This window comes from Streptomyces griseobrunneus (assembly GCF_046713465.1).
Taxonomy (GTDB): Bacteria; Actinomycetota; Actinomycetes; order Streptomycetales; family Streptomycetaceae; genus Streptomyces; species Streptomyces microflavus.
Window position 1 is genome coordinate 2713533 of the sequence record NZ_CP177080.1, and the last position, 17307, is coordinate 2730839.

The following is a 17307-nucleotide window of genomic DNA, read 5'->3' on the forward strand; positions in this document are numbered from 1 at the left end:
GGGAAGCGCTACATGATCACCGGTAATCGCATCAAGCGCCGCTATGAGAAGAAGTACGCCCGTTTACAGGAAATGCGACGTATGGATGTGCGGGAGGAGTACAGCCGCATCTGGTGGATGTCCGTCGACTACGAATTCCCCTGGGACTTCAGCGTCGCGGGCTCGCTTGCCTTCTACAACAGCGTCGCCCCCGCACACATGGCCGAGCTGCTGGTGGAGACGGGCGAACTGACGGAGAACACCCAGCGCAGGCTGGAGCACTTCGGTCTGATCAGCCTGGAAATCGCCCGGCGCGGCTTCAAGGACCCGCGGGGCAGGGCGGCCGTCCGGCAGTTGAACCGTATCCACAAGAACGCCGTCAAGAGCATCAGCGACGAGAACCGCCAGTGGTCCATCAGCAACGACGACTACCTGTTCGTACTGGGCACGAGCATGGTCATACCGGCCCGCTGGGTGGACCGTTACGCCTGGCGCCCGCTGAGCCGTCACGAGCGGACGGCCCTCTTCCTGCACATCAAGGAGCAGGGCGAACTCATGGGGATCAAGGAAATACCCGATTCCTACGAGGGGTTGGCCAAGTTCCACGACGACTACGTCGAGAAGCACTTCCGCTACTCCCCCGACGCGGAGAAGCTGTGGAAGGTCCTGGAAGGCATGATCATCGACCCGATGGTCGGCTGGCTGCCGGAGAAGGCGCGGCCCCTCGGCCGCCGGGCCGCCCGCGTCGCGGTGCCCGCGCTCCTGACTCCGCACATGCGCACGGCTTTCGGTGTCCGCGAGCCCTCACGTCTGCTCTGCCTGGCCGTCGACACCGCCATCAAGGCGCGCTCCGCCTATGTGCGCCGACAGCCGCCGCGCACCGCGCCGTCCGTTCCCGACCCCCTGCCGACCCCGAATTTCCCCACCGGTGAGTTCGACATCGAGAAGCTCGGCCCCGCGCACACCACCGGCGTGACCACCACCGACTGACGCCGCCGCCGGACGCGGGCGGGCCCGCGGTCGTCTCCCCGGCAGGGGTGGACGACCGCGGGCCCGTTCGCGTACCGGAGCCCCGGTCAGCCCCGGGCCGCGACGAGCTTCTCCATCTCGGTCACCATCTCGGCGGGCAGGGGGAGTTGGGCGATCTCCCGCGACACGATCTCGGCCTTCTCGCGGTAGCCGGGGTCACTGAGCAGCTTCTGGCACGCCTCGGTGATGTCCTGCGGCCCGCCGGACTCGACGAGGATCCCGGCGCCGAATTCCGCCACCTTCCGCACCGCCGCCGTGGGGTATTCCGGATGCGCGATCAGCTGGGGCACGCCCGCGTTGAGCGATGTCATGTCGGTGCCGCCGCCGCCGTGGTGCACGATCACGTCGCAGGTGGGGGCGAGGATGTCCAGCGGCACCCAGCCGATCCGTACGTCCGGCAGCGCGTCCCGCAGTTCCGCGGCGACGTTCTCCGGGGCCCCGACGACGACCTCCACGCCCAGGCCGCCGATATTCTCGGCCAGGCCCTTCAGGGCGTCGCCGCTGAACAGCCGGGTCCCCGCGGTGATGTACACCCGGGGCCGGTCGCCCTTGGTGTACATCCAGGGCTCCAGCGGCTTCTGCGGATTGCCCGGCACCCAGCGCATCGGCCGGGCCGGCAGCGGGTCGGCGGGCTGGAGGCTGGGCGGGCACACATCCAGCCACAGGTCGGGGGCGGGCACCCGGTCCAGGCCGAGTTCGTGCAGGACGGGTGCCAGCACCTCGTCGGCGCCCGGGTCGTACATGCGCGTGTCGATCCGGTCCCACTCCAGGCGTACCGAGGGGATGCCGAGATGCTGGGCCAGGAGGGGGGCGGTGTAGAACATCCCGCCGCCGACCACGATGTCGGGACGCCAGTGCTCGGACAACTCCAGCAGCCGGTCCAGGCTGTTGACGGCGATCTCGGCGTAGCCGCGGCCCACCGCCTTGGCCCACTCCACCGGATCGTCCGGCATCGCGCCCATGAAGGCGCTGACCTCCTCCACCGACAGCGGGGTGATCTCGACCGGCGGCAGGCCGACGCTCGCGATGTTGGGCAGCACCCAGTTGATCCCGCCCATCAGGACCTGGTGTCCCGCGTTGCGGGCGGCCGTGGCGAGCGGCGCGTGCGAGAAAATGGGGTACGGGCTGTTGCCCGGGATGAACAGGACCTTCATATCGTCTCTCCTAGGGGTACGGGCGGTGTGGTGGGCCTGGTGGCGGTCAGTCCGCCCGCGTCAGCGCCTCGGCGGCCCGGAAGCCGGACAGGAGCGCGGCCTCCGTGGTGGGTGAGTTGAAGTAGTCGCCCGCGAACACCACCGGGGCGCCCTGCTGCTTCATGACCTCGACGGCCTGGCGGTAGCGGCCCGGGGCCGGGATCGGGAACCCGTACGGGCGCTCGGCCACGTGGAACGGCTCGGCCTCGCCCGAGAAGTCCGCCCAGAGGGTCTTGAGCCATGGGAGGACCGCGGCGAACTGCTCCTCCGGCGGCAGGCCCAGCAGACGCCGGGTGTTCGCCCGGCCCGGGTAGGCGAAGACGAGGAGCTTGTCGACCGCCCGGCCCCGCTCGTCCCGCACCGTGCGGGGGTAGGTGATCATGTTGCGCAGCGGCTGGTCGCCCGGTCCCCCGGCCACGATGTGCGCCTCGGACGGCAGGCCCCCGACGTCGACCAAATAGGAGACGGAGAGCGCCGGTTCGTACCGCTGGCTCTCCAGGAACCGCCGTGCGTCGCCACCGACGATCTCCGTGGGGAGTGCGGCGGTGAGCTTCGCGGCGATCGGCGCGGGGGTGGCGAACACCAGCTCGTCGAAGGTCTCGGTCGCGGGATCTCCGCCCACCGGGCCCGCCGTGACCCGCAGCCGGGCGCCCGCCAGCTGCACATCGGTCACCTCGTGCGCCAGGCGCAACTCGGCGCCCTCCGCGTTCCTCTCGGCGATGATCTGCATACCGTTGCGGAAGACGTAGAAGCTGGAGCCGCCCATCCAGGCCAGGAGCCCCTTGGCATGGACCGCGGAGGCGTCCTCGGACGCGAAGTTCCAGAACCCTTCGACCTGGGGCCGGAGCATGAAGTCGAAGCCGCGCCGCGACATCTGCTGGTAGCCCCAATCGGCGGCGCTCAGCCCGTCGTCCAGCTGGGCGGCCTTGATCGGGTCGAAGAAGTCGATCCGGCTCTTGTCGCGCACCTGCTTGATGGTGGTCCGCAGGAAGGCGAGGCGGTCGCGCAGACTGACGTGCTTGTACGTGAGCGGGCTGAGCGGGGAGTCCGGGGACAGGGGGATGGCCCTGCCGCGGTCGGAGATGTAGATGTCGCTGGAGAGCTTGACGAGCTCGCTCTCCAGTCCGTACTCGCTGATGAGCTCCGTCATCAGCTTGTAGAAGCTGACGTACATCAGGTTGATGCCGACGTCGGGTTCGATCTCCGGCCGGTGCCAGGAGCGGGCCCGTCCGCCGAGACCGTCCGCCGACTCGTAGATGACGACCTCGCGGCCGGACGCGATGAGTTTCTTCGCGGCGGCACTGCCGGCCATTCCGCCGCCGATCACCGCGGTGCGCTTGCGCGTACGTGTGCTCATGACGCCCTTCTTGGATTCTGGAGGAGAATGGGATGCGTCTTCCGCACTCCGGCCGAGAACGTGGTGACGTTTCCGCGTCGGCCCGGCCCGGGTCCTCGGCGGCCGATATCCCGCCGGAGAGGGCCCTCAGCGGAGTCTGCGACCACGGCGGTCCGCCCTCAAGGAGAGGCCGGGCCCTGTGTCAAGTCAGTGCCGGGGAAAACGAATCCGGCCCTTCGGGATGATCGCGAAGGGCCGGAATCGCCTGCCGGGTGATCCAGGGCGGCCGGACTCGGCGTCAGCGCCTCGGGCCGTTCACGACCGGTCTCCTCTCGTCACTTCGGCGGCCGGATCGACAGCCGGTGGTTGAAGAAGTTGGTCGGGTCCCATGTGGCCTTGATCCGCTGAAGCCTCGGGTAATTGGCCCCGTAGTACAACTCGGACCAGGGCGTGGTGGACTTGTTGAACTCCGGGTCGGCGACATCGCTGTCCGGATAGTTGATGTAGCAGCCGGCGTTGACCCTGTTCGGTACGGGAACGCCGCCGGTCTCCGCGTACATCTCGGAGTAGATCTTGCGGGTCCAGGCGACGTGCTTGTCGTCGTCCTTCTCGTCCTGCCAGTGGATCTCCCACAGCAGCTGGAAGATGGAGTCCCGCTGCGGGAAGGCGGTGGCGTCGGAGGCCACCTCGTTGACCTTTCCGCCGATGGAGGTCAGCACCAGCCACGCCAGGTCGTACTCGTTGTCGTAGTCGGTCTCGGCCATGTTCCGGTAGAGCGCGTCGATCTGGTGCTGGGTGAACGACTTGCGCAGGTAGGCCGACCGGTGCTCGCCGCGGAGCGTCGGGTTCATGAAGACGTCCCCGCGACCCGCGTTGAGGTTGTAGGCGCGCAGGAAGGTCAGCCGCTGGAGGTCCGGCGGCCCGGCGGAACCGCCGCCCACCGCCTCGTTCATCTCCTCCATGTAGGCGCGCACCAGCTCCTCGCTCCGCGCGTCCGCCCCGTCCATGTACGCCCAGAGCTCGATGCGCCCCTTCGGCCCAGGGAAGAAGGAGAGGTAGCTGCCGATTCTCCGGTTCTCGTCGCCCTTGCCACTGTGGTCCAGATGCCACTGGGCGTGCTTGGCGAGGAGGTTTCCGAGATCCTTCCGGCTGACCTTGTCCCACGCCCATTTGTAATGGACGGTGATGACCTCGTCCGACGGGACCGGAAGCAGTCCCTTCGGCTCGTTCCCGGTCGCGCCCGGCGCCCGCATCCAGTAGCGGGTGATAATGCCGAAATTGCCGCCTCCGCCGCCGGCGACCGCCCACCACAGATCGCGGTTCGGGTCGTTCTTCTCACGGGTGGCGACGACGCTGCGGACCTTCTTGTTCGGCCCGACCACCACGACTTCGACGGCGTACATATTGTCGACGGTCAGCCCGAGGCTCCTGGAATACATTCCGGTCCCGCCACCGGTGACCTGACCGCCCACTCCGACCAGCGGGCAATAGCCGGAGGGGACCGTGACACCCCAGCCGCGATAAAGCTGCTCGTACATCTCGCGCAGCTTGATTCCCGGCTCGATCATGAAGGCACGGCGCTTCTCGTCGAACGAGACCTCATTCATGAGGCTCATATCGACAATGACTTCGACCTCGGCGTTGTAGACGAAGTCCTCGTAACAATGCCCACCGCTGCGCACGGTGAGCTTCTTGTTCTCGTTGACCGCTTTCTGGACGGCGGCGACCACCTGTGCCGTCGAGGTGGGGAAAAGCACCCGCTCCGGCCGGGCCTGCCAACGGTTGTTGTATCCGGATGTCACATCGCCGTACTGCGGGTCGTCCGGACCGGCCGACAGGATTTTCGCACTGCCCTCGGAATGCGCGGAAGCGCTGGAGTTCCCGAGGCCGGCAGCAGCGCCGACGGCGACGGCCGAGCCCGCTCCCACGGCGGAGATGAATTTCCTTCTGCTGTGATCTGACATGATTCCTTACGCATTCCTCGGGAACGGGTGGATAAACGCGTACATCGGAGCAGGGCAGTCGGCCGCCCATCATCGAACGGTCGAGCGAAGGGTGCGGTCGAGGGCGGCGAGGGCGATACGGCCGCGACGGCCCGGAGCGCGGCCCTCCGGAGGCGATGGGCAGGGGCGGGACTTCGCCAACGGTGTCGGGTCGCTTGTCAGCCTCTCCGAACGGAGGGGCTTCTCCGAGGAGCGAAGATCAGACTTTGTCAGGTTCCGGAACTTGACAAACAAAATCGATCGCCACTGGCCCCCGCGTGTCCGACTGCCTATTATCGGCACCGGCAGGGAGGAATTAGGTGCCCATCCCGAGTGGGAAGGTAATCGAGTTTCCCGGTGGACGTGGTGTGGTTGACGGAGTATCGACGTATCGGTGGTCGTGACCGGTAATCTGCAACTGCCGCAGCTTTTTTCGTTCGGTACGAAAGGAACATCATGACGGAATCGACAACCGGGGGCCCGGCGGGCGCCGGCAGCCAGGTCACCGTGCTCGGACTCGGTGAAATGGGCTCGGCGATCGCCAGGACGTTCGTCGACCGCGGATACCGCACGACGGTCTGGAACCGGACCGCGAGCAAGAGCGCGCCGCTGGGCGAAGCCGGTGCCACGGTGGCCGCGACAGCCGCGGAGGCGGTGGAGGCGAGCCCGCTCGTCGTGGTCTGTCTGCTCGACGGCCCCGCCGTCGACGAGGTACTGGGTTCCGTCGAGACCGCGGTCGCGGGCAAGGTGCTGGTGAACCTCACGAGCGGCTCCCCCGCCCAGGCGCGGGCGAACGAGAGCTGGGCGCGTGAGCACGGCGCCGAGTACCTCGACGGCAAGATCATGGGAGACCCGCCGTACGTGGGCACCCCGAACATCATGTTCCCCTTCAGCGGCTCCCCCAGCGCCTACAAGACCCACGAGCCGACGTTGCAGGTGCTGGGCACCATCGCCCACCACGGCGAGGACGCCGGTCTGGCCGCCGTGGAGTTCATGGGCCAGGTCGCGGTGGCCTACGAGCTGCTCATCGGCTTCCTGCACACGCTCAAGCTGGTCGAGGCGGAAGGTGTGGACGTGGCCGAGTTCGCCGACCGCATCGCCGGCTCGATCGGCGCCTTCCCGCCCCTGCTGTCCTCGATCGGCAAGGCCGTCAAGAGCGGCGAGTTCCCGCCGGACCTCGGTTCGCTCAACGTCCAGGCCGCGCTGATGGACGACATGATCAGCCACCGGGAATCCGTCGGCGTGGAGGCCGTGCGGATGCGCGAGGTCAAGCAGCTGATGGACCGCCGTATCGCCGGAGGCCACGGCGACCAGGGCTTCTCGAGTCTGTTCGCTCTGCTCTCCAAGTAGACGCGAGTCAGCTCGCTCCGCTTTTGGAGTGAGCGCGAGGCGCGTCCGGCCACGGTGACGTGTGCCGGTCACCACCGCGGGGTGCGCGACGCAGCGATATCCGGACCGAAAGGGAACCGAGAGCGGACCGAGAGCGCATCACGAGTGGCACGGCGCACCGTATGAGGTGCAGGCACCGAGCCCGAGGGAGAACCGTGATGCGGGAACGCAGACTGAACGTGGCCGTACTCATCGGCAGCACCCGCGTCGGCCGCTTCGGCCCCGTCCCCGCCCAGTGGATCGCCGCCGAGGCGGCCAAGCGCGACGACTTCGACGTCGATGTGATCGACCTGGCCCAGGTGTGGCTGCCCGACGTGCTGCCAGAGAGCCTCGACGGCCCGCTGCCGCAGGCCGTGACCGACCTCGCCCCCTGGCTGGACAGGGCGGACGCGTTCGTGATCGTCACACCTGAGTACAACCACAGCTTCCCCGCCTCCCTGAAGAACGCCATCGACTGGTACGTCGACGCGTGGAAGGCGAAGCCGGTCGCCTTCGTCTCCTACGGCGGCATGGCCGGCGGGCTGCGCGCGGTGGCCGACCTGCGGGGAATCTTCCCCGGGCTGCACAGCGTCACCGTCCGGGACTCCGTCTGCTTCCCGAACTACCAGGAGCACTTCGACGCCGAGGGCCGGCCCGTGGACCCCGAGGGCTGTGCAACGGCGGCCAAGACCATGTTCGACCAACTCGCCTGGTGGGGCCACGTCCTGAGCGACGCCCGCGCCCGGCAGCCGTATCCGGGCTAGGGCGTGTCCGGTCCTGATCCGCCGGACACGCCCTGGACCCCGCGGCCATACACGTACGCAACCACGCCTGATCACGTACCAGGCCCAAGAAAGGAAAGCCATGTCATCGAATGCCCCCGAGGCCCCGGTCCGGAAGGCCGGGACGCGGGAATGGGTGGGACTGGCGGCGCTGGCCCTGCCCACCCTGCTGATCTCCCTCGACCAGAGCGTGCTGTACCTGGCCCTGCCCCACCTCGCCGAGGGTCTGAACCCCACCGGTACCCAGACGCTGTGGATCATGGACATCTACGGCTTCCTGATCGCCGGCTTCCTGATCACCATGGGCACGCTGGGCGACCGGATCGGCCGCCGCAAGCTGCTGCTGATCGGTGCGACGGCCGTCGGCATCACCTCGATCGCCGCCGCCTACTCCACCAGCGCGGAAGGTCTGATCGCCACCCGCGCCCTGCTCGGCATCGCCGCCGCCACCCTGATGCCGTCCACCCTCGCCCTCATCAGCAACATGTTCGAGGACCCGTACCAGCGTGGCCGCGCCATCGCGGTGTGGGCCAGCTGCTTCATGGGCGGCACCGCGCTCGGGCCGGTCGTCGGCGGCGCGATGCTGGAGTACTTCTGGTGGGGCTCGGTGTTCCTCATCGGGGTGCCCGTCATGGTGGTGCTGCTGATCGTCGCTCCCTTTGTCCTGCCGGAGTACAAGAACCCCAACGCCGGCAAGATCGACCTGCTCAGCGTCCTGCTGTCGCTGGTGTCGATCCTGGCGATCATCTACGGGCTGAAGGAGCTCGCGCGTTACGGCTTCGAGCTGGTGCCGGTCCTCTCGATCGTCCTCGGCCTGGCGGTCGGCGCGGTGTTCCTGTCGCGTCAGGGCAAGCTCGACGATCCGCTGCTGGACCTGAAGCTCTTCAAGATCGGCGCGTTCACCGCCGCACTGCTGATCCTCATGGTCTCCATGCTGGGCACCGGCGGCGGCTACCTGTTCATCACCGGGTTCGTCCAGATGGTGGAGGGCTATTCGCCGCTGGAAGCGGGCCTGTGGATGGTGCCCGCGGCCATCGCGTCGATCGTCGCGGCGCAGCTGGCGCCGATCTTCGCCAAGCAGCACCCTCTCAGCACCGTCATCGGGGTGAGCCTGCTGATCGGCATGATCGGTTACCTGCTCCTCATCTTCGTCGGCCCGGTCGGTGGGATGCCACTGCTGATCACCGGCTTCGTGATCACTTTCATCGGCGTCGGCACCTTCGGGGCGCTCGGCACCAACCTGGTCGTCGGGTCGGTCCCGCCGGAGCGGGGCGGCTCCGCGGCGGCGCTCTCCTCCATCAGCGGTGACCTGGGCACCGCACTCGGCATCGCCACGCTCGGCAGCCTGGGCACCGCCGTCTACCGCAGCTCGCTCGACGTGCCCGACGGCACACCGTCCGGCGCGGCCGACTCCGCCGAGGGAGGCATGGAGGGCGCGCTCAGGGCCGCTCGCGAACTGCCGTCCGATGCCGCCGACAGCCTGCTGGCCGCCGCGTCGGACGCCTACGCCAGCGGGCTGAACGCGATCGGGATCGCCTGCGCCGTCGTCACCGCGATCAGCGCGACCTTCGCGTTCACGCTGCTGCGCAAGAGCCGCGGGGCCGTCCCGTCCGGCGACGCTCCGAAGGAGCAGGAGGAGAAGGCCGAGGACTCGCTCTCGACCACCTGAGCCCCTCCGGCGGGAACGGGGAACCAGGCACCGGGAACCAGAGGGGGGACGCCGGCCCAGGACCTCACGGTCCGGGCCGGCGTCCCCCCGTACATTCCACGCGGTCCGCCGAGGGCTCGGCCCCCTCGGCAGCGGCACCTCGGTGGCGCCGGGCGCCGGCGCTCACGGGCCGGTCCCGGCCGCCCGCCGGACCAGTATCGTCCTGTCATTGCCCGCTGCGCTGGGTTAGCGTGATCACATGCATTTCGGGGTTCTCGGTTCGTTAGCGGTGTGGACGGGGGACGGACGACCGGTCCGGATCCCGGAGCTCAAAGTCCGCGCTCTGCTGGCCTGCCTTCTGGCCCACCAGGGACGAGCGGTCTCCGCGGACAGGCTGATCGACGACCTATGGACCACGAGGCCGCCCAACAACCCGGCAGGCGTGCTCCAGAACAAGGTGTGGCAGCTGCGGCGGGCGCTTGAGGACGCCGAGCCGGGCGGCCGGGACCTCGTGGTGTCCCACTCACCGGGATACCAGCTGCGGGCGGGCGCCGACGCGGTGGACGCGGACCGGTTCCACGACCTGATGACACGGTCGCGGGCGACCGAGGACTTCCGGGTGCGCGCCGCCCTGCTGGCGGATGCGCTGGCGTTGTGGCGGGGGCCCGCCTTCGCCGACTTCGCCGACGAGGAGTTCACCCGGGCCGCGCGGGACCGGCTGGAGGAGCAGCGGCTGACCGCGCTGGAGGAGCAGGCCGAGGCCCGGCTGAACCTCGGTGAGCACGCGCTGGTGGCCGACGAGCTCGGTGATGTGGTGGACCTGCACCCCCTCAGGGAACGGCTGCGCGCCGCTCATGTGCGGGCGCTCTACCGTGCGGGCCGGCAGAGTGCGGCCCTCAGCAGCTACTCCGACCTGCGTAAACACCTGGCCGAAACCCTGGGTCTGGACCCCAGCCCCGAGCTGGCGGCCCTGCACCAGTCGATCCTCACCCAGGACACGGCGCTGACCGCCGCCCCCGCACCGGACACGGCCGCGGCCGGCCCGCCGACGAACGTGCCGACCTCCCTCACCGGCCTGATCGGCAGGGCCGAGGCGCTCGGCGAGCTCCGGGAGCTGCTGGGCGCGAACAGGCTGGTCACGCTCATCGGTCCGGGCGGGGTGGGCAAGACGCAGCTGGCGCTCTCGACCGCCGCGCAGGTCGGAGCCGAGTTCCCCGGCGGCGTACGGCTGGTCGAGTTCGGTGCGCTCGACCCCTCCCCGTCGAGCGCCGACCGGGGGAAGGGTGCCGCCGCCGCGCAGGTCGCGGTGCACGAGTTGCTCGGGTCGGTTCTCCGGGTCCGGGACGACACGGCCTCGGGACCGGGGTCCGGGGGCGCGGCGCCCTCGATGACCATCCGTGTCGCCCAGGCGCTGGGCGAGCGGCCGGCCCTGCTGGTGTTCGACAACTGCGAGCATGTGGTCGGCCCGGTCGCCGAGCTGACCGACCAACTCCTCAAGGCCGCGCCCGCCTTGAGGATCATGGCCACCAGTCAGGTGCCCCTGGGCATCACCGGCGAATACCTCCAGGAGGTGCCGCCGCTACGAGGGCCCGAGCCCGCGGCGGAGCTCGACCCCGAGTCCGTACGCCGGTACAGCGCGGTGGAGCTGTTCGTGGCGCGGGCGACCGCGGCGGCCCCGAATTTCGTACTCGCCGCGAGCAACGTCGAGGCGGTCGTCTCGATCTGCCGGCGCCTCGACGGCATTCCGCTGGCCCTGGAGATGGCCGCCACCCGGGTGCGGGCGCTGGGGGTACGTGAGCTGGCGGCGCGCCTGGACGACCGGTTCCACCTGCTCGCGGTGGGCGCGCGCAGCGCCCCGGCGCGGCAGCGCACCCTGAGGGCCGTGATCGACTGGAGCTGGGAGCTGCTCGGCGACCAGGAACGGGTGGTGCTCGGGCGGCTGGCCGTGCACGCCGACGGCTGCACCCTCGACGCCGCCGAGGAGATCTGCGCGGCGGACGACCTGGACCGTACGGAGGTGTTCGACGTCGTCGCCCGGCTGGTGGACTGGTCGCTGGTGGTCATGACCGACGGGACGGACGGGCCCCGGTACCAGCTGCTCGAATCGGTCACCGCATACTGCATCGAACGCCTCGTGGATAAGGGCGAGTTCGAGGACCTCCGGCGCAGGCACTGCGACTACTACACCGGTCTCGCCGAGCGCGCCGAGCCGCATCTGCGGGGCCACGGCCAGCGGCAGTGGCTGCATCGCCTGGACGCCGAAACCGCGAATCTGCGGACCGCGTTCGACTACGCGGCGCAGCTCGGCGACGCCGACTGCGCGCTGCGTCTCGCCAACGCCCTCAGCTGGTACTGGTACCTGCGCGGCCGGAGCAACGAGGCGAAGCGGTCCCTGACCGTGGCGCTGTCCCTCGGTGGGGCGGCGCCGGCCGCGGTGGCCAAGGCCACGGCCCTGCTGGGCGGCTTCAAGCTGGTGCTCGGCGGCGTCGCCGACCCGGTGGCGGAGTACCGCACGGCGCTGCGGCCGTACGAGGAGCTGGACGATCCGGGCGGGCGGGCGCGGGCCCAGTGGTTCCTCGGGTCCAGCCTCTACGGGATCGGCGACGTGGGGCCGAGCGAGGAGCTGGTCCACCGGGCGCTGGCCACCTTCCGGTCGCTCGGCGACCGCTGGGGTATGGCGGCGGCCCTGGGCAGCCGGACCTTCCACGCGAATCAGCGGGGCGACCTCAACGCGTTGCGGCGGGACGGCGAGCAGAGCCTCGCGCTCTTCCGTGAGCTGGGCGACCAGTGGGGGCAGCTCCAGGCATCGGTGCCGCTCGGGACGCTGGCCGAAACCGTGGGCGACTACCAGCGGGCCGGGCGGCTGTACCGGGAGGGCCTGCGGATGGCGGAGGACCTGGGGCTCTGGCCGCAGGCGTCTTTCCAGCTCTCAGGCCTCGGCCGGGTCGCGCTGCTGACCGGGGACCTGCCTCGGGCCGAGGAGTTCCATGAGCGCGCGGCACGGCTCGCTGCCGGGCAGTCGGACAGCTTCGGGGAGCAGTACGCCGAGATCGGCCTCGCCCTCGGGGCGCGCCGGGCGGGAGACCTCGACGCGGCCGAGCGGCATCTGACCCGGGTGCTCGACCTGCACCGCCAGATGGGTTACGAGCCGGCCAGGCCCTCGGTGATCCTGGCCGAGCTGGGCTTCGTCGCGGAGGCCCGGGGCGACGCCCCGGCCGCCCTCGCCCTGCAACTGGACGCCCACGCCGCCGCCCGCGACACCGGGAACCCGCGGGCGGTGGCGCTGGCCCTGGAGGGCCTGGCCGGGGCCCAGTCGCTGGCCGGTCACTCCGAGCACGCCGCCCGCCTGCTCGGGGCGGCCACGGCGGCCAGGGAGTCGGTCCAGGCACCCCTGCGGGGCGGCGAGCGCTTCGACGTGGACCGCATCACCACCCGGGTCAGGGATGCGCTGGGCGAGGCCCGCTACCAGGCCGAGTTCGAGCGGGGCAGCACACGGGCCCCGGAGGAGCATCTGACGGACCCACTCCCCTGACCTGGGTACGGAAGGCGCGCCGACTCCCTCTGGCCCATCCCCTCGCCCAGTCCGTCCGCGGAGACGGCCGCCCCCGCAGCCCGTCAATCCTCGGAAGCGGGCCGGTCCCGCGCCCCAGCAGTCCGCAGAGCCGGTCCGCCTCCCCGCTCAATCACCTGACGCGGGCCGCCGTCCCGGCAGCTGGACCTCCCCCGCTGCCTCGGCCTCGGCCTTCGCGTCGCTCACTGCGGCGGCGGCCTGCTTGGCGGCCTCGTCAGCGGCCGCGACGGCGTCCAGCGCGAGCGTCGGGTCCGTCTCCAGCTCCGGAGCCCCGCCCTCACCCTCCGACGGACCCTCTCGGGCTTCCTCCTCACGCTGCACGGATACGGGAGCACCCGCCGACGACTGGTCAGCGAACGCACTGGTGACCGTGCGAACCGCCTCGGTCAGCTCGCCCGGGATCACCCAGAAGGTGTTGTTCTCGCTCTTCGCCAGGTGCGGGAGGGTCTCCAGATACTTGTACGCCAGGACCTTCGGGTCTGCGTTGTTGCGATGCACGGACTGGAAGACGAGCTCCACCGCCTTGGACTCGCCGTCCGCCCGCAGGATCATGGCCTGCTGCGTGCCCTGGGCCTCCAGGATGTCCTTCTGCTTCGTACCCTCCGCGGTGAGGATCTTGGCCTGCCGCTCCCCTTCCGCGTGCAGGATGGCCGCGCGCTTGTCCCGCTCGGCGCGCATCTGCTTCTCCATCGCCTCTTTGATGGTGTTCGGCGGGTCGATGGCCTTGATCTCGACGCGGTTGACGCGGATGCCCCACTTGCCGGTCGCGTCGTCGAGGACGGCGCGGAGCCGGGCGTTGATCTCCTCACGCGAGGTGAGGGTGCCCTCCAGGTCCATGGAGCCGATGACGTTCCTCAGCGTGGTCACGGTGAGCTGATCGATGGCCTGCAGATAGTCGGCGACCTCGTAGGCCGCCGCCCGGGGGTCGGTGATCTGGTAGTAGAGCACGGTGTCGATGTTCACGACGAGGTTGTCCTCAGTGATCACCGGCTTGGGGTCGGACGAGTAGACCTGCTCACGGACGTCGAGTTTGGTGTTGACACGGTCCGCCACCGGCAGGACGAAGTTCAGACCGGGCTGGAGCGTACGGCGATACCGGCCGAACCGCTCGATGTTGTAGCGGCGCGCCTGCGGAACGATCCGCACGGTGGCGGCCACCAGAAAGACAACAACGATCGCCGCCACGAGAATCGGGATGACCACCGGATCCATTCGTCCTCCCTCGCTAGGTGTTCAGCCGTTCACGGAAGAAGCTCGCGCGGGTATACGACGGCTGTGGCGCCCTCGATCTCCATGACGTCCACCAGCGTTCCCACCGGGATCACATGGCTCTCGTCGAGAGCCCGGGCGGACCATTCCTCGCCGGAGACCTTGACCAGGCCATGGGTCGCAGTCACCTCCTGCATGACCTCGGCCCGCTTGCCGATCAGGGCGTCGCTGCCCTCCAGGGTGATGGGCGAGCGATCCATGGCCCGCAGGGCGATGGGCCGCACGATGACGAGACCCGCCACCGCCGCCAGGGCGAGCGCCACCAGCTGCCCGAGAAGGCCGATGCCCACACCGGCCACCACAGCAGCGACCAGCGCGGCGCCGGCCAGCAGCCCGAAGACCAGCGTCAGGGTGAAGAACTCCGCAGCGCCGAGCGCCGCGGCGGCGAGCAACCATGCGAGCCACGGCATCGAATCAGCCTCCCCAAGGGGACCTATACATCACATACCCGCCATAACCGGTACAGAACCGCTCTCCCCGTCCACTCTGCGATTCGGCAGGTCGGCCGCAGGGAGGGGGCGGCATCCGCCGACCCCCTCGTGTCGTGGACTATCGTTGGAATGCACTGCGTGCCCTCCTCGGAGGGTGCACGCGGCGTGACCAGGGGAGTACGCAATTCCCTTCGGTTCGGTGACACAGCCCCACGGTGTGCTCCCGGCGGGAGCCATCCGGCGCCGTCACCGATCACACCGAGGGGGACATATTCCCGTGGTTGCTGTCGAGTACAGGCCCAAGCGCCGCACCTGGATCCGTGATGTCCTGGTTGGCATTGCCGCGAGCCTCGGCTCGAACCTGGCGTGGGCTTTGGCGCAGGTCGTGGTGCACCGCCTCGGCTGAGCCGGGCGGCGGGCGGGCCTCCAGGGGCCCGCCCTTCTTCTTTCGAAGCCGGGTAATCTGCAGAATGTCATTGCGGCCCGACGGGCTTCCGCTCCGCTTCGGCGAAGTCACGAAGGACATGCCCCCACCCGCACGAGTCATCTCGTGCCTGGGGACCCTTCGTGCTCCTGCAACTGTCCGCAGCTGAACTCGGCCGACTCATCGTGGCCCGAGCCGACTCGGCGTACCTTCCACTCACCGAGCAACTGATTCACGAGCATTCCCGGATCAAAGGGGGAGCAGCCGGCCAAGGTGACATCGCTTCCTGGAACAACAGCGTCCCGGTAGTGGTGAAAGCGCTGCTTGACTGCGGCCTCGACCAAGTCGAGGTGCAGGTCGAGGTCGACTTGCCGCACACCAACTCCGCAGTCGACCTGGTGCTGTGCGGCCGGCACCCCGGTACAGGGACGGATTCCTACCTTGCGGTTGAGCTGAAGCAAGTACGGCACGCCACGGTGGACCCGCTGTGCCCGATCGCCGTCGATCTCGGATTCGGCGACGGGAAGAACAAGCTGCATCCGGTCCGGCAGGTCCAGCGCTACTGCGAGTACATGCTGCGATATCTGCCCCATCTTCGCGCGCACGAAGACCAGTTGATGGGTGTGGCACTGCTCCATAACGCACGTGATGCGGATGTGGAAGCGCTGTTCGGTCTACCCGAGACCGACCACGGCTTCCTCTACACACTCGATGACCTGGCCCGCTTCCAACGAGTACTTACTTCGAGATTCGCCGCCGCGTCCGGGAAACGTGCGGCCTCCGCGCTGGAGCAGGACCGCCAAGACCCGTTGGTCAAGGTCACCGATGTGGCCCGTCAGCGCTCTGTCGTCGGTGGCGGGCTTACGCTCCTCGACGAGCAGTACGTCGCGGTCGACCGGATCACCCGGCACCTGGAGAAGACCGCCCACTTCACTGGCTTCGATGTCGGGTTGTTCTACGACGCCGAAGACGCCCCCAGCCCGGCTCCCGATCCGGGCGGCAAGCGTGTCTACATCCTGCGGGGCGGCCCTGGCAGCGGGAAGAGCGCAGTGGCCCTCGAGTTGCAGCGTGCCCTCGGACTCAAAGGCCGTGAAGCTGTGCTGGCAAGCGGCTCACACGCCTACACAGAGACTCTGCGCGAGATCGTCCTGAGCACGGCCCGTCGAGGGCAGACAGCAGACAAGCGCCGAGCGGCCAACAGGCTGTACCGGTACTTCAACAGCTTCAGCGAGACCCCGCCGGACAGCATCGACGTCCTCATCTGCGATGAGGCGCACCGCATGCGACGCAGCTCGACGTACCGCTGGACGCCGAAGGCTCTGCGGGACGACGACCGGCCGCAGGCGACTGAGGTGATAAGAGCCGCCAAGGTGCCAATCTTTCTGCTCGACGATCATCAGTCGATCCGTCCGGACGAGGTGGGCACGGCCACGTATCTCAAAGAGCTCGCCGAGGGCATGGGCTGCGATGTCGAAGTGACCGATTTGGAAGGCACGTTCCGGGCAGGCGGCAGCAAACGGTACCAGCGCTGGGTCCAGCAGTTGTTGGGCCTCGACGCCTCCGATCCGGTCGCCTGGCGACCGGACGGGAGGATGACGCTGACGGTCGCCGACTCCCCCGAGCAGATGGAGCAGTTCATCCGGGAACGCCATTTGGAAGGGGCCACGGCTCGCATCACCGCGGGCTTCTGCTGGCCGTGGAGCAACCCGGATGGAGAACAGCTTGTCAACGACGTGGACATCGGGGACTGGCGTCGGCCTTGGAACGTGAAGCCGGAGCACAGCGTCCCGAATGCACCACGGTCGGACCTGTGGTCGACCGATCGCCGTGGCATCGACCAGATCGGCTGCGTCTACACGGCACAGACCTTCGAGTACGACTGGAACGGCGTCATCATCGGACCCGATCTGGTTTTCCATGAGGGGAAGTTCAAGGTGGACCGGACCGCTTCCTGCGATCCCGCCTTCCGGGGGCAGATCGACGACGCGATCGTCACCCGGTGCGTCCTCAACGCCTACCACGTGCTCCTCACCCGCGGCGTGGTAGGCACCGTGGTCTACGCGGTCGACCCGGCGACACATAACGAACTGCGCCGCCTCATCACAGGCGCCATCGGCATGCAGCACTACGACCGTGCCCAGCCGAAGCTCACCGCCGAAGGATCACAGCTGCCATCTGCCTACCGCAGGCGACACGGGTAACCTTGATCCCGACGTAGCTGCGGACCGCCGGGCTTCCGCTCCGCCTTGCGGAGTAACGAAGGACATGCCCCCACCCGCACGAGATTCTTCGTGC

The 17307-nt window shown here is 69.0% G+C and carries 12 protein-coding genes; 7 read left to right on the forward strand and 5 right to left on the reverse strand.

What is annotated here, in order from left to right:
* The first annotated feature begins 12 nt into the window (after nt 1-12).
* Nucleotides 13-969 (forward strand): oxygenase MpaB family protein, encoded by a 957-nt coding sequence (locus ACK8N7_RS11890; RefSeq protein WP_403209312.1) that lies wholly within the window; start codon nt 13-15, stop codon nt 967-969.
* Nucleotides 970-1055: 86 nt separating this feature from the next.
* Here ACK8N7_RS11890 and ACK8N7_RS11895 read toward each other — a convergent pair whose 3' ends face one another.
* From ACK8N7_RS11895 to ACK8N7_RS11905, 3 genes are all read right to left on the reverse strand, one after another.
* On the reverse strand, nt 1056-2162 hold the full coding sequence (locus tag ACK8N7_RS11895) for a nucleotide disphospho-sugar-binding domain-containing protein (RefSeq protein ID WP_500442199.1): 1107 nt from the start codon (nt 2160-2162) through the stop codon (nt 1056-1058).
* 46 nt (nt 2163-2208) lie between these two features.
* Nucleotides 2209-3558 (reverse strand): FAD-dependent oxidoreductase, encoded by a 1350-nt coding sequence (locus ACK8N7_RS11900; protein WP_493638429.1) that lies wholly within the window; start codon nt 3556-3558, stop codon nt 2209-2211.
* 314 nt (nt 3559-3872) lie between these two features.
* Nucleotides 3873-5501 carry an FAD-binding oxidoreductase gene (locus ACK8N7_RS11905; protein WP_403209306.1) on the reverse strand — a complete coding sequence of 543 codons (1629 nt, stop codon included), beginning with the start codon at nt 5499-5501 and terminating at the stop codon, nt 3873-3875.
* Between the two features lie 474 nt (nt 5502-5975).
* Between ACK8N7_RS11905 and ACK8N7_RS11910 the strand changes: the two genes are divergently transcribed.
* The 4 genes from ACK8N7_RS11910 (at nt 5976) to ACK8N7_RS11925 (ending at nt 12849) form a co-directional block, all read left to right on the forward strand.
* Nucleotides 5976-6869, forward strand: coding sequence for an NAD(P)-dependent oxidoreductase (locus ACK8N7_RS11910; protein ID WP_403209305.1), 894 nt, complete (start codon nt 5976-5978; stop codon nt 6867-6869).
* Nucleotides 6870-7066: 197 nt separating this feature from the next.
* A complete protein-coding gene (locus ACK8N7_RS11915) occupies nt 7067-7651 on the forward strand; it encodes an NADPH-dependent FMN reductase (RefSeq protein WP_403209303.1) in 585 nt (194 codons plus the stop codon).
* Nucleotides 7652-7751: 100 nt separating this feature from the next.
* Entirely contained in the window at nt 7752-9338 is a 1587-nt protein-coding gene (locus ACK8N7_RS11920; protein WP_403209301.1) for an MFS transporter, read from the forward strand.
* A gap of 238 nt (nt 9339-9576) precedes the next feature.
* Entirely contained in the window at nt 9577-12849 is a 3273-nt protein-coding gene (locus ACK8N7_RS11925; RefSeq protein WP_500442203.1) for an ATP-binding protein, read from the forward strand.
* Between the two features lie 147 nt (nt 12850-12996).
* Here ACK8N7_RS11925 and ACK8N7_RS11930 read toward each other — a convergent pair whose 3' ends face one another.
* Nucleotides 12997-14100, reverse strand: a complete 1104-nt coding sequence (locus ACK8N7_RS11930) for an SPFH domain-containing protein (protein ID WP_388410881.1) — start codon at nt 14098-14100, stop codon at nt 12997-12999.
* 29 nt (nt 14101-14129) lie between these two features.
* Nucleotides 14130-14567 carry an NfeD family protein gene (locus tag ACK8N7_RS11935; RefSeq protein WP_403209297.1) on the reverse strand — a complete coding sequence of 146 codons (438 nt, stop codon included), beginning with the start codon at nt 14565-14567 and terminating at the stop codon, nt 14130-14132.
* 298 nt (nt 14568-14865) lie between these two features.
* Here ACK8N7_RS11935 and ACK8N7_RS11940 point away from each other — a divergent pair, with 298 nt between their 5' ends.
* Nucleotides 14866-14994: a DUF6408 family protein gene (locus ACK8N7_RS11940; protein ID WP_403209295.1), complete on the forward strand. Its 129-nt coding sequence runs from the start codon at nt 14866-14868 to the stop codon at nt 14992-14994.
* A 161-nt stretch (nt 14995-15155) separates the two neighbouring features.
* On the forward strand, nt 15156-17213 hold the full coding sequence (locus ACK8N7_RS11945) for a DUF2075 domain-containing protein (RefSeq protein ID WP_403209294.1): 2058 nt from the start codon (nt 15156-15158) through the stop codon (nt 17211-17213).
* The last annotated feature ends 94 nt before the right edge of the window (nt 17214-17307 follow it).